This is a genomic window from Halobacillus faecis, assembly GCF_007991335.1.
GTDB lineage: Bacteria > Bacillota > Bacilli > Bacillales > Halobacillaceae > Halobacillus > Halobacillus faecis.
Genome location: NZ_BJYD01000017.1, coordinates 174,963 through 188,028, shown reverse-complemented (window position 1 = coordinate 188,028; position 13,066 = coordinate 174,963). Strand labels below are relative to the sequence as shown.

The following is a 13,066-nucleotide window of genomic DNA, read 5'->3' as shown; positions in this document are numbered from 1 at the left end:
TATGGTCATGAATGAGGGAGGAAGGGGGGAAGGAGACGCGGTGACGCGGAGGGACCTATTGGTAGAGAGGGACAGGGATTTTTACATGGATGGACGTATAGATTCAAGAAAAAGTCTTCGCTTTTCAAATACAAATGCATTGAAAAATATTCCCATTGTGTATAGCATGAAAGCATTGACTCTACTAAATGATGCTCCCGGGCAAACATAGAAAATCAGCCGATGAGATAGGGGAATGATTGTGCGTTACATATCCAACTACTTATACATATTTTATTCGTTCGTCTTTGCCTTGAATGTTGTTCACGTGTTCTGGACCAACTCTACCTTATATACCATCATAGGGATCCTTGGAATCGTCATGCTGGCGATCAGCTTTCCTCGCTCGGATCGAGTGTTTAAAATCCTCGGGATCGTGCTTTTAGTTGCTGGAGCATTTTTCTTTTTTTCGAGCGATACGACAATAAAAGAAATCCCCTCTTTCTTTGCGGGGAACATTGGGCTTCTCTTCCTATTATCGATGCTCCCATGGATGAATAGTGTGGTAAAAGCGGGAAGGTACAACAAGCTTCTGCAATCCCTATTAGGAAACAACGCCAAAGGACTTGGTTCCTTATATGTCCGAAGTGAAGTCACCATGGTCTCTCTGGCTGCTTTCCTTAACTTGTCTTCTGCAACCATTTCTCAGGATTTGTTGAAGGAACAGTTGAAAGATGTGAAAACGAAGGTGAAGAACAGTTTCATTTTAATGGCGACACTGCGTGGGTATTCGCTTGCTTTGTTATGGAGCCCGCTTGAAATTCTGCTGGCGACTTCGATTTTCATTACAGGAGCCAATTATTTAGAGGTTCTTCCTTGGATGTTGTTGATCGCGGTTCTTGGGATTTCGATGGATTCATTTATCGGTAAAATGATGTTCCGCAAACATGAGATTGAAGCAACACCTTCAATAGAAAAAGGGACAGGGAAAAGCGGGAAGAAACTGTTTCAGTTCATTACCGCACTTGTTCTATTTTTATCAGTGGTCGTGTTCTTGGGCAACGTCATTCAACTGGACTTTCTTTTTGCTGTGACCGTTTCGATCTTCCCGTTTGCTTTCACATGGGCGGTGCTCGTGAAGCGGAAGAGAAGTTTTCTGCAGATCGGCTGGCCGACGTGGAAATGGAAGACGAACCACTTGAGCAACTTCATCGTTCTTCTGTTGTCGCTTTCCTTTTTAACAGAGACGTTGAATGCTTCGCCATACTTGAAGTATTTGCAGGATCCTCTGATTGCGCTTGAGGGAAGTCCGCTTCTCATCATGCTCTTCATCCAAGCCGCTTTCCTTGTGATGACGCTGTTAGGTGTTCATCCGCTTGCGACGATGGGGATCTTCGGTGGTGTCAGTGAACTGTTGATCGGAACGTTCCCGGAGGTGACGCTGACGATTCTTTTGTCTGCCTGTGCAATCGCGACCGTACCATCCGCCCCTTATGGGTTGATTGTTACGATCACTTCTGTAGCTTTACGGATGAATCCCTATCAAATTGTGCTTAGGAATCTGCCATACAGTATCTTGTTGGGGTTCTTGGGCATAGGGGTGTCATTGCTTACACTGCTTGTTTATTAAATCATAATAGAATCGTTTAAAAAGCTGATCGGTGAGGCCACCGATCAGCTTTTTTATAACAATTTTTTGGACAACGGGTAGACCCCAAGGCTCTGAATGACGAGCGAGATCAACACTGTAGCAAAAGCTAACGATAGAAACATTTCATGATCACCTGTTTGCTGAACCTGAAAACTTAAAATGAGAAATACGGACATCGTCCCTTTAAGGCCGGACCATGAGATCACAGCTGATTCACGCCAGGAAAGTTCCTTGCGCCAATGGGGGAAAAGGGTTGTACTACCTGTGATGATGACGAAACGTACGATCATCGAAAGGATAAAGATCAGGAAAGCGAATCCCCAGACAGGTGAGCTTAGATAGGGAGCGGACTTGATACCTATGAGTAGGAATAATAGAGAAAGCAGCGAAATTTCAACGATTCCCCAAAAGCCATCCAAGGTATCCTTAAAGTGTTCTTCTTTAATGGTTCGACCGTATTCAAAAGAGAGCATAAGACCAGCGGATACGGTGGCGATCACACCTGATACTCCAAGGTGTTCTGCCAGGTTGAAGATGCCATAGGCCAGAACGATACTCAGCATCACCTGATATTCTTTGTTGTGGGTGTAATGGATTCCCTTACTCATTAACCATCCGAAGAAAATGCCTAGACCTGCGCCTCCTAAGGAAACGACTAGAAACTCGCCTGTAAATGATAGGAGAGAAAACTCCTCACGACTTGTGTAAATGCCGAGAAGCACTGAAAACATAACGATACTTGTCCCATCATTCAGAAGGGATTCTCCTTCTACGACATCCGCTATTTTTTCATCACCGGTAGAGTTCTTTAGGATTGATACAACGGAAACAGGGTCGGTGGGCGTTAGGATGGAAGCAAGCAGTAAAGCTCCAATCAAAGAGAGAGAAAGAAAAGGTCCGCTAACGGCATAAACAAGTCCTCCTAAGATTCCGACCGTCAACAAGATTCCGGCAGTAGCGAGAAAAAGGATGAAACCCATATGTTTTTTAAACTGCTCAGCCGGAAACCGGTAGGCGGAAACAAATAAGAGAGCGGGAAGAAATGCATGGTAAATCATATGTTCTGTTACTTCGATGGAAGAAAAGTAAGGAACGAAGGATAAACCGATGCCAATAAAAACAAGAACAGTAGGTACAGGTATGTTTTCTTGCTTTTTATCGAGGGTGAAGATGAAAAAGCCTATGAATAAGAGCAGGATTCCTTGAATGATGGACATGGTCGAGCCTCCTTTTTCTATGTATGGTTTGCCATTATCCTCTGGGTAAAATAATTAAACCTCATTCTACATGGCTGGATACTACGGCGAAGCCGACCGGACCGAAGAGGAAAGGCACATAGGTGTCGGTCATGTGATTCAGGGTTGATTTGCGTATGAGAAAAAGCCCGTACAAAGAATGCACAGGCCTTCATCACTGAGGATAAATTACGGATATCAATTGAAGTTGTGAGATATCAATTGAATTTCGAATATATCAATTAAAATCTAAATATATCAATCAAAAATGAAAAATATCAACCAAGACACGGCCACCCTTACTCTCCGAAAGCTTCCGGCAACATTTTGAATCCATCCACTTCTGCATCTTCTTCTACTTCAATCATAATGCAGCGTTTCCCTTTGTAATTGACCTGTCTGACAAACTGCAGGTCCTGGGGGCTGATTGAAATATTGGCGATCTTCGTATTGATTTTAATCGACTTGGAGTTGTATTTCGGTACGATACTGCTTGCTTTCAACTCATAGCCTTCATTGTCGGTGATCTGTGCGAACGCGTGCTTCACTTTTTCAGAATCCACTTCTTCCCCACTCGATTTCAGTACGCGCTCGACATCTCTGTAGTCGAGCTTCGGCGGGGTGTCATCTTCGTTTTCTTCCACGGTGCGGTTGATCTCCCCATACACATTGGCAAGGGTGGAAGGGCTCAACTGGTCCCCGACGACATCACGGATGACTTCTTCGAAAATGGCTTTATCCTCTTTCGCTGTCATGATTTCTTCCCCGTTCAACACGTCTTCAATGAAACGATAGTCCGGTTCATTCGCTTTTCCGGCAGAGTAGAGGATATGGTTCACATCGGAAGCGCCGTCCGTAATTCCTGGGAAAAGGAAGCCGGTCATCGGGTTCTTCAAGTCGATGACAGGATCGACTTCAATTTTATATTTGAATTCTTTCTCGATATAGTCGAACTGAATTTCTTTTTTCGGGTCTTCGGTTTTATTAATGCTGCAGAGGATGAATGGGTTTGAATACACAGCGTCGCGGCTGCTTTCCTCTGACTCTTCACTGCGGCGTCTTGTCGGCTTCATATATTCTGCGCGTATAAAGGAAATGACGACATCCTTCTCATAAGGATTGTCGCGGATGATTTTTTCCGTCATCTGAAGCATTTGTTCCTTCCAGTCGTCCACATGGTTACTTAGAAGACCTTTATGTAAAATCAGCTGGCTGCTGTCTTCGGCTTCACGGTGGAATTTTAGTTCGAATAACTTTTCGTCAAGCTGTCCGGTGAGAAGCTTTTTAAAATTGTTCATATACAGCTCTTGCTGGTCTTTATCCAGCATTTCAAATGGCTGGCTCTGGTGATGAAAAATTTCTGTCGTTTCCTTCATGATATAGACGTTGAAGATGTTTTTGATCTTCAGTAGGTCGTTGTCGACTTTAAGCTGCCTGCGGATGCCGGCAATGTCTTTTTTGTCCATCCAGTGTTCACTCCTCATCTTTCGCTCGTTATATAGTTCTCTTATTTTACCACAGGTTCAGGAAGGACGATAAGAAAAACAAGGAAGTCCGGGCCGTGCTTCGTCGTATATCTTTAAACGCGTGGTCATACATTTTTAGGGTGAACATTGTTACAAGGGAGGTGCAGTTTTGAATAAAGAAATGGAGCAATTGTTCAATCGGCTGATTGAAATAGAACACATCTCAACGACGTTATACTTAGCGATGTCTGCCTATATGGGGAAGAAAAATTATACAGGGATGGCCAGTTGGCTTCGTCTTCAATCAGAGGAAGAACGAACCCATATGCTGAAGTTGATCGATTATGTCGTGGATAAAGATGGCACGGTTCAGTTGTTTCAAATCCCCGCCCAGCCGACAGACTATGGTTCACCCCTCGAAACGTTTCAGAAGGTGATGGAACATGAACAATTTGTCACCAATTCTTACCGCCAAGCTTTCAATTATGCAAACCAGACCGATCCCCAAGCGGCCGTCATCATCCAAGATTTCTTAAGGGAGCAAATTGATGAAGAAGCTCAAAGTCAAACGATTGTGGACCGTTTGAAACTTGCGCAGGATCATCCATCGGCGATTTTATTGCTGGATCAAGAGTTAGGCCAAAGGCAGGCGGTATAGCATGGAAGGTAATCTTTGACACTTATCTCCTAACGGGAGTCTTGGGACTGACTTCAAAAGGAAAAGGATTCCCACGTGGGAATCCTTTTTGTATTAGTTATCTTGTTTTGCTTTTTTGGACTTGCGTGCTTTTTTAGCTTCTTGTTTGTGAGCTTCGTTCGCTGCTTCGCTGCCGAATTCCTGAGAGAATTCAGTGCCGGCTTGTTTAGGGTCAAAACCCTTTTTGTTCTTTTGTTCTGCATCGTGTTTCTTTGTTCTTTTCGCCATGATTGTTCACCTCCGTCTCCTTCTTATTATGAATCGGAAATGAATTTCTCATGTAAGCCAGGGAAGAAATTCATCTAGAAACGATACGAAATCCAATGTATAATAAGTGAAGTTGAAAAAATAGATGGAAGAAGCGTGTGTGCCTTCTTCCATCTATTTTTTCGTTGTACGTCAATGAGGAAGGAGGAGCAGGTATGGATTTTTTTGAACGAATGGAACAGGAGACGGGAGTCCTTTTAAACGAGGTCCAGCAGCAGGCGGTGGTGCACACGGATGGGCCCTTGCTTTTGCTTGCGTCGCCCGGGTCAGGAAAAACAACGACACTGAATATGAAGATTGGTTATTTGCTTCTTGAGAAAAAAGTGGACCCGGACCGGATCATGGCGGTCACATTTAGTAAAGCGTCAGCACGGGATATGTCGGAACGTTTCGATCGTTTCTTTTCCGGTCTGACGGATGAAAAAGTCCACTTTTCCACCATCCACAGTTTCGCCTACAAAGTGGTCCGCGAGTCGTTACGAAAGAATGGTCAGGATTTCCAGCTGATTGAAGGAAACATTAGTGATGAAGAATTGAAAAAAGGCTGGGACGGTCCGGAAGTTCCGCTCCATAAGAAGTTCATTTTGAAGAAATTGTATGAAGATACAAATGGTGTGCAGATGACGGATGATGAGATGGATGAGCTGATGAGGTATATCAGCTTTGTGAAGAACCGGATGATTGAAGGGAAAGAGCTTGAACGTGTCTCTTGTGAGGTGAAACAGGCCTCAGCCATTTATCAATCGTATGAAGCGTTCAAAAAGAAAGATCCGTTCAAGTTGCTGCTTGATTTTGATGACATGCTTACGTATTGTCATCAAATCTTATTGGACGATCGAGACATCCTATCCAAATATCAGCAGCAGTTTGAGTACATGTTGACGGATGAAAGTCAGGATAACTCGTTGGTCCAGCATGAAATCGTTGAATTGCTGGCAAAACCCCAGAACAACCTTTGTGTCGTAGCGGATGATGACCAGTCGATCTTTATGTGGCGCGGCTCTGATGTCGATAAACTTCTGGATTTTGAAGAGACGTATCCGAACGGAACGGTGCTGACGATGTCCCAGAATTACCGCTCATCCGAGGATATTGTGAAAGTATCCAATCAGTTCATCAAACGCAATAAGAAGCGGTATGCGAAAGAAATGTTCACGGAAAATGAAGCGCACACTCCCATCGAGATCAAAAACTTGAGCAACTATGAAAAGCAGTTGAAGTATCTCACTGAGCAGCTGAAAAAGAGAGAACCGGGAGAAGAGGTGGCTGTCCTTTACCGCAACAACGCTTCGGCTGTACCGATTGCTGATCAGCTGGATAAGGCCGGCATCGATTTTTACATGAAAGACATTGATCCAAAGGTCTTTAAACACTGGGTCGTAGAAGACATCCTGAACTTTATGCGGTTTTCGTACAATGACCGGCGTGTCGATATTCTCGAGCGTATCCACACGAAGTTCAATGCTTACATTTCGAAAAAGCAGATCTTCTTTTTGAAAAAGAAAAACAGCCAAGCGTCCGTTTTTGATCGGCTCTTGGAGAGGGACATTCCTGACTATCAATCAAAGAACATCAAGAAGGCGAAAAAGCTTTTTAAAGACATCAACGAAATGGAGCCCGCCCAGGCGATCCGCACGATCAGGGAAAAGCTCGGTTACGATCATGCCCTGCAGAAGATGTCCGAGAAATTTGGATTCAACGCAGAACACTTGATGAACATATTGAACACTCTGGAAAAAATCGCTGAGGGGTTAGGGTCACTGAAAGGATTTGCTGACCGTTTGAAGGAGTTGGAGAAGCTCCTTCAAACTTCGAAGTACAATCAAAATCAAAGCACCCTGACGCTGACAACGTTCCACAGTGCCAAAGGTCTCGAATATGACAAAGTGTATATGATCGACCTCGTCAATGGCGTCATTCCATCGAAGGAAGATATGGAAACGTACCGCAATAAGGAAGCAGGACCGATGGAAGAAGCCGTCCGTCTTTTTTATGTCGGAATGACGCGCGCACGAACAAACCTTGAGTTGCTGACGTACAACTACAAAGGCAGTGAACGCGTGACAGAATCGATTTTCTTGATGAACGTGAGAAGGATCCTTCAGCCGGAAGGAGAGAAGAAGACGCTGAAAAAACGGAAGCGGCAGGCTCCTGATTTATCGGATGAAAACCTTCTCCGAATGGATGATGTGGAGATTGGGAAACGCATCAATCATCGGAAGTTCGGTCCTGGTATGATTAAGGAATTTGACCGTGACCAGATCGGCATACAATTCGAAGAAGCAGGTTACAAGGAACTGTTGGTAGAGGTATGTTTAGACAATGGGTTATTGAGTAAGGGTTAGAAATGGAACGTTAAAAAACAACTAAGAAGGTGTCAGGTCCTTAGGATCGTGGCATCTTTTTTATTTCATTGATTAAGGAATTTCATTTGAGTACTATTTCATATGTCTTTCGCTAACCGTAACATTTACATTCTTTTACAACTCTTTCACCTCTTCTTATCGTTTACTTAACAAAAAGTATTTAACATAGGTCCTAGAAGGCAAGTCTTTTCGCGAAGTGATCAAGCACAGTGTACCACTTACCTGACCGGTGTTTTCATGGATATGTATCGTAAGAAGAGCTGGCTCGATTTTATTGCTCAGAAGGAGATTCGGTAAAAACTAAACGACTTGATCGCAAAGGAGATGAAGTCTGATGATCCGAAAACTTAGCATCATCTTCATAACGATGGGACTCTTGGTGGTTTTGTGGAACGGTAGCCAATGGTGGTTACAAAGTCAGGTCATCTTCTATGATCCCGAATTGCAGACGGATAAGCGCGAAGCTTCTTCAGTTTCTGAACAGGTGAGTGAGTCTTCCTATACTGTAGACTATGTTTCTGCTGAAACGTATGGAACGGGTGAAGGGGTGGGAGAGCTTACGATTCCTAAGCTTGGAAAAAAGTATCCAGTGTATTACGATGCTGATCCAGACAACATAAAGAAAGGAATCGGAATGTTTGATACATCGTTAACATCATCCCCTTCTGAAGGTGGGCACACCGCTCTTTTCGGTCATAGAGAGACGACGTTTGCCAGTCTTGATGGATTAGTGGAAGGGGATTTTATCTATCTCACGGAGAAAAACATTGAGTATGAATACCAAATTAATAAGATATGGGTGGCGGAATCGGAGGATAAATCATTCCTGGTACCCACATCTTCACCGACTTTGACGTTTACCACCTGTTATCCGTTCGACTTTATCGGTTCTGCTCCTGAGCGTTTTATTGTAGAAGCGGATTTAGTGAAACAGCAGGAAATACAATGAGTAACAGCCCTCTCCTTTTGTAATAAAGGAGAGGGTGTTTTCGTTCGTATTCCTTAATGAAATATGACGATGAGACTGCCTTTCTTTTTTTAAGGAGGGCAGTCTATTTGTTTTGCAGGAATGAATGGTTTCGGTGTCGAAAGGTCCTGAGGAAAGGTATGCGGGATAGAAGGGAGAATGAATGATGAATATGGATCCTGTTAAACAAATTCTTGAACAGAACTCTGTCATGATCCTGGATGGCGCTTTAGCGACAGAGCTTGAAGCTTATGGCTACGACTTGGACGATCCATTATGGTCGGCGAAAGTTCTGTTGGAAAATCCGGAGGCCATTAAGGAAGTACATAAAGAATATTTCAAAATGGGAGCGGATTGTTCCATTACTTCCAGTTATCAGTCGACGATCGCAGGGTTTGCGGAACGAGGTTTTTCTGAAGAGCAATCGATATCGTTGATCAAGAAAACGGTCGAGCTTGCCAGAAGTGCAAGAGACGAATATTGGGAAGAAGCGTCTTCTGTAAGGAAAGTGAAGCCGTTAGTGGCCGCATCGATTGGCCCTTATGGAGCTTATCTTGCAGATGGCTCGGAATACATCGGAAAATATGGTGTGACTGATCAACAGTTGATGGATTTCCATCGTCCGAGAATGAAAGCATTGGTAGAAGCGGGGGCAGACCTTCTAGCGATGGAAACAATCCCATCATACCAAGAGGTGAGAGTTTTGGCTGCATTATTAAGAGAATTTCCTGAGTCGTATGCCTGGATGTCTTTTACATTAAAAGGTGGAGATACCATCAGCGACGGGACGGCTCTTCGATCTTGTGCTGAAGAACTGAATGACAACAAGCAAATCGCTGCAATCGGAGTCAACTGTGCCCCAATGGAGAGAGCTGCAAATGCAGTGGCTGTCCTGAAAGAACATACAGATAAGCCAGTGCTTATCTATCCGAACTCCGGCGAAACGTATGATCCGGATTCCAATACATGGCACGGAGAGGGTTCCACGGTGTGCTTTGATGACGCTTCCGAGCGTTGGATTGATAAAGGGGCATCGATCATTGGTGGATGCTGTCGGACGACGCCTGAGCATATTCGTGGGTTGGCGTTGAAGTGGAAATAAGGATGAAAAAGAAGGGTGACGATAAAGTCAGCCCTTCTTTTTTCGTTTTTATTGAGTGTGCCGTTGCAGGAAATCGAGGACTTTCCTGTACACGAGCATTTCGTTTTCTTTCTTGGAAAAACCATGTCCTTCATCTTCCAGGACAATATATTCTATATCTCTACCTTTCTCTTTTAAAGCCTCAACGACTTGATCGGATTCCGCTTTGACTACGCGAGGGTCCTTTGCGCCCTGGATGACGAGCATCGGCTTTGTCATCGAATCGAGGTAGTTGATCGGAGAATCTTCTTCGAGCTTTTCTTTATCCTTTTCAGGGTCACCGACAAACTGGGCCATAACTGGTTTCCAGTGCTCAGGGACAGAGTCAATAAAGCTGAACAGGTTGCAGGGGCCGAAGATATCGACGACCGCCTTGAAGTATTCCGAATGTCTGCCATGAAGCAGGAGCGCCATGTAACCGCCGTAGCTGCCACCCATCAACAGAATGTTATCTTTTTTTGCGTAACCCTGATCGATCAACCATTCGATCCCTGCGATGTTATCAAGTCTTGGTGCATGTCCCCAGTCGCCCTCAACCATTTTTGTGAATGTCTGTCCATAACCGGTCGAACCCCGGAAGTTCGGTGCGAAAAGGCTGTATCCTTCATGGACGAGGAAAAGGAAGAGAGAACGGAAGGAGTCGCGCTCTGCGAATTGTGGTCCTCCGTGCGGCCAGAGAATCATATGACCGTTATCCTTTTCCGGCTTCGGTCGGTACAGCAAGGCTTCAATTTCCAACCCATCAAAAGATTCATAGGTGACATGGGAAGGAGCGATTAAATGCTCTTCTTTCACGCCGGGGACGCCGTACTTCGTCAACGGTTCCCAACCTTCTTCCGTCTGTTTGTACAGATTAGCAGGTACAGTCGCAGAGTCTCCGAGAAGGTACACACGGCCAGACTCGGCAATCACTAACTGATCGATGACGCTGACAGGAGAGTCCAACTCTTCTAGATGCGCATCTTCGATCTTATATTGATAGAGATGGTCGCGTACGCCTTTCTCGCTGATGATATACAACGAATTCGTCGTTTGATCATACTTCATCTGCTTAAATTCCTCTGTCTCAACTTGGACGACTTTTTCAAAAGTTTCCGTTTCAAGGTCGAAGCGGGCGAGGTAGGAAAAGTCGCTCTCATAATTGGTGAGTAAATAAATTTCATGTTCTGATACGAAAACCGCATCGGACACGGTGTGCTGTGGATCCGGAGAAGGAGTCAGAAGCACGTCTTCCTCTTTGTTTCTTACGTAAACCAATTGGTATGTATTCGCAAAAGCTTTCATATAAAGGAAGCTCTTCTCCTCCGGGCTTTTGTCGCCGAGAATCGTCATGGCCTCTTCCCCGTGGACAATCACTTCTTCCTCTTTGGTTTCCAAGTTGTAGCGATAGCCTTTCATGAACGTTGCATCATCTTTGGTGGACGTATAGTAAAGTTTCTTTCCGTCTTTTGACAAAAAGGGGTGGATGTGACGGGCGCCTTCTTCTTTCCTCACAGGTTGAAGGGTTCCCCCTTGAGGCGGGACGGCATAAATCTGGCCATTTTCATCACCATCTTCATCTACAACGGCAAGGACGAATTCACCTTTAGGATCGTAGGTAAGGTGCTCACAGCTTTGATTATGGAACGTTAGTGGATAGGGAAAAGTATTCGGCAGATCCATCGCCCATAGATTGTACTTGCCATTCAAATTTGTACTGAACACAAGCTGGGATTCATCCGGACTTAAAGCAAACGTTTCTATGCCATAGGTTTGAAAGAATTGTTCCACATCGGGTTGCGGGAAGTTTAACATGATTGATTCCTCCTGGTCTTTTGTCATGTACTATTTATACCATTCGCTCATTTCCTGGATATCCCTTTTTCTTATAAAAAAATAACCGAAGAGAAGCAAGTGCTTCTTCGGTTATTTTGGGTATTATGGTTTAACTGGCGCTCTGTTTCCATAAAGAATCCGCTCAATCATTTCCTTGTCCATATTCAAATGATACATGCCATTCTTATCAAGTAGTTCTTGTGTGTTCGTGTCGTCGAAACGAATGTTTTTATTCCAATACGGACGGAAAACACTCATCGGAGCATTGAACACTTGTTCTTCTTTCGTCAGTTCCCCATCGTAATCAGACGGAACCATTTCGATATTCGGAAAGTCCAGTTTCTCCTTAATCATTTCAAATAACAGACGGTTGGTGGGCGGATGAGGGTTCGTAATGTGATAAATGGTTTTCGGATGATCTCTTTTCAGGGCTGCGATCAGTACATCTACCACATAGTCGACAGGGACAAAGTTTTGACTCGTCTCACCTGTGCATAGAAACTTAAACGTTTGGTTTTGTAGTTCCTTTTTCCGCTCCGTGCGTTTCTTAAGAATCTCAAGGCCGCGAATGACTCCATACAAGGCAAAACTTGTGTCTGCTTCCCCGGTTTTCGAATCTCCAATAATGATGGATGGGCGGAAGATTTTTATATTTAACGCATGATCATAGCTTAGTACAAGGTGTTCGGCGTGACACTTACTTTCTTCATAGGCATTCACAAACGTCTGCTCTTTTTCGTGTAACTGCTCAGAGGCATGACGTTTCATTCCGAGCGTGTATGCGGTACTTACATAATAAAAGTTTGCGGCATCTATTTCCTTCGCCAGATGAAGAACATTTTTTGTTCCATCCACATTGACTTTGAAAGTTTTCTCCCGTTCATTTTCATCAAAAGATAGGAAGGCTGCGCTATGGTAAACCGTGTCAATCTTCTCACTCAAATCTTGGAGTTGTTTTTCACTGACTCCCGCATTTTTAAGAGATAGATCGCCTTCGATGATGTGAAGGTTTCCCTTGGCGTGTGACGGAACTTCATCCTTGAGGTTTTCCGCTTTCCGCAGACTTCTTACTAAGGCATAGACGTTATGTCCCTCTTTCAGCAGTTTCAATGCTAGTTGTTTTCCCAAAAAACCTGTAGCTCCTGTAATCAAAATATTCATGTTAGCTCCTCCGATGTCTCATTCATCAGTCTATATAGAACCTTGTCGTTCATAATAGAAGAAAGATTTCCAAATCTATAACCATGGACCGCTCTTACTATCATTCATAGTGCATACAAGGATAACATATAGCAAACGGAATGTTGTGAAAAAAGCATGAGAAAAGATTGGAAACAGCCCATTGGTCGTTATTCCATGTAACCTCTATAGTAAGTGAATGGTATTCGCTATAAATAATAAGTAAAAGATCGGGCGTCTTACCGGACGAGTCTGATTCTTTTTTTATTTGAAAGAGGTGAGAGGTCCTAGTTCGGAATGTAT

The 13,066-nt window shown here is 44.0% G+C and carries 10 protein-coding genes; 5 read left to right on the top strand and 5 right to left on the bottom strand.

The features are described 5' to 3' along the window. Nucleotides 1-235: 235 nt before the first annotated feature. Nucleotides 236-1,609, top strand: a complete 1,374-nt coding sequence (locus tag HFA01_RS09630) for a hypothetical protein (RefSeq protein WP_146815639.1) — start codon at nucleotides 236-238, stop codon at nucleotides 1,607-1,609. A 53-nt stretch (nucleotides 1,610-1,662) separates the two neighbouring features. On the opposite strand, the gene HFA01_RS09625 is transcribed toward HFA01_RS09630, so the two are convergent. Continuing rightward, complete coding sequence (locus tag HFA01_RS09625; RefSeq protein ID WP_146815637.1) at nucleotides 1,663-2,847, bottom strand: cation:proton antiporter; 1,185 nt, start codon at nucleotides 2,845-2,847, stop codon at nucleotides 1,663-1,665. A gap of 317 nt (nucleotides 2,848-3,164) precedes the next feature. Then, nucleotides 3,165-4,331 (bottom strand): DUF4317 domain-containing protein, encoded by a 1,167-nt coding sequence (locus tag HFA01_RS09620; RefSeq protein WP_146815635.1) that lies wholly within the window; start codon nucleotides 4,329-4,331, stop codon nucleotides 3,165-3,167. A gap of 181 nt (nucleotides 4,332-4,512) precedes the next feature. Between HFA01_RS09620 and HFA01_RS09615 the strand changes: the two genes are divergently transcribed. Next, nucleotides 4,513-4,989: a ferritin gene (locus tag HFA01_RS09615; RefSeq protein ID WP_371860328.1), complete on the top strand. Its 477-nt coding sequence runs from the start codon at nucleotides 4,513-4,515 to the stop codon at nucleotides 4,987-4,989. 93 nt (nucleotides 4,990-5,082) lie between these two features. Here the strand turns inward: HFA01_RS09615 and HFA01_RS18910 are convergent, their stop codons facing one another. Beyond that, on the bottom strand, nucleotides 5,083-5,256 hold the full coding sequence (locus HFA01_RS18910; protein ID WP_167506219.1) for a hypothetical protein: 174 nt from the start codon (nucleotides 5,254-5,256) through the stop codon (nucleotides 5,083-5,085). A 194-nt stretch (nucleotides 5,257-5,450) separates the two neighbouring features. On the opposite strand from HFA01_RS18910, the gene HFA01_RS09610 reads away from it, so the two are divergent. The 3 genes from HFA01_RS09610 to mmuM all read left to right on the top strand — a co-directional run bounded on the left by HFA01_RS09610 (nucleotide 5,451) and on the right by mmuM (nucleotide 9,730). Continuing rightward, nucleotides 5,451-7,640 (top strand): ATP-dependent helicase, encoded by a 2,190-nt coding sequence (locus HFA01_RS09610; protein WP_146815631.1) that lies wholly within the window; start codon nucleotides 5,451-5,453, stop codon nucleotides 7,638-7,640. A gap of 355 nt (nucleotides 7,641-7,995) precedes the next feature. Then, nucleotides 7,996-8,610 carry a class D sortase, LPxTATN-specific gene (srtD, locus tag HFA01_RS09605; protein WP_146815629.1) on the top strand — a complete coding sequence of 205 codons (615 nt, stop codon included), beginning with the start codon at nucleotides 7,996-7,998 and terminating at the stop codon, nucleotides 8,608-8,610. Between the two features lie 190 nt (nucleotides 8,611-8,800). Further along, nucleotides 8,801-9,730: a homocysteine S-methyltransferase gene (gene mmuM, locus HFA01_RS09600; RefSeq protein ID WP_218027764.1), complete on the top strand. Its 930-nt coding sequence runs from the start codon at nucleotides 8,801-8,803 to the stop codon at nucleotides 9,728-9,730. Nucleotides 9,731-9,778: 48 nt separating this feature from the next. On the opposite strand, the gene HFA01_RS09595 is transcribed toward mmuM, so the two are convergent. Then, on the bottom strand, nucleotides 9,779-11,563 hold the full coding sequence (locus HFA01_RS09595) for a S9 family peptidase (RefSeq protein WP_146815625.1): 1,785 nt from the start codon (nucleotides 11,561-11,563) through the stop codon (nucleotides 9,779-9,781). A gap of 123 nt (nucleotides 11,564-11,686) precedes the next feature. Further along, nucleotides 11,687-12,745, bottom strand: a complete 1,059-nt coding sequence (locus tag HFA01_RS09590) for an SDR family oxidoreductase (RefSeq protein ID WP_146815622.1) — start codon at nucleotides 12,743-12,745, stop codon at nucleotides 11,687-11,689. Nucleotides 12,746-13,066 lie beyond the last annotated feature (321 nt).

Excerpts from the sequence above, each read along its gene's own strand:
- HFA01_RS09630 (WP_146815639.1), top strand. The coding sequence starts at position 236 with ATGATTGTGCGTTACATATCCAACTACTTATACATATTTTATTCGTTC.
- HFA01_RS09625 (WP_146815637.1), bottom strand. The coding sequence starts at position 2,847 with ATGTCCATCATTCAAGGAATCCTGCTCTTATTCATAGGCTTTTTCATC.
- HFA01_RS09620 (WP_146815635.1), bottom strand. The coding sequence starts at position 4,331 with ATGGACAAAAAAGACATTGCCGGCATCCGCAGGCAGCTTAAAGTCGAC.
- HFA01_RS09615 (WP_371860328.1), top strand. The coding sequence starts at position 4,513 with ATGGAGCAATTGTTCAATCGGCTGATTGAAATAGAACACATCTCAACG.
- HFA01_RS18910 (WP_167506219.1), bottom strand. The coding sequence starts at position 5,256 with ATGGCGAAAAGAACAAAGAAACACGATGCAGAACAAAAGAACAAAAAG.
- HFA01_RS09610 (WP_146815631.1), top strand. The coding sequence starts at position 5,451 with ATGGATTTTTTTGAACGAATGGAACAGGAGACGGGAGTCCTTTTAAAC.
- srtD (WP_146815629.1), top strand. The coding sequence starts at position 7,996 with ATGATCCGAAAACTTAGCATCATCTTCATAACGATGGGACTCTTGGTG.
- mmuM (WP_218027764.1), top strand. The coding sequence starts at position 8,801 with ATGGATCCTGTTAAACAAATTCTTGAACAGAACTCTGTCATGATCCTG.
- HFA01_RS09595 (WP_146815625.1), bottom strand. The coding sequence starts at position 11,563 with ATGTTAAACTTCCCGCAACCCGATGTGGAACAATTCTTTCAAACCTAT.
- HFA01_RS09590 (WP_146815622.1), bottom strand. The coding sequence starts at position 12,745 with ATGAATATTTTGATTACAGGAGCTACAGGTTTTTTGGGAAAACAACTA.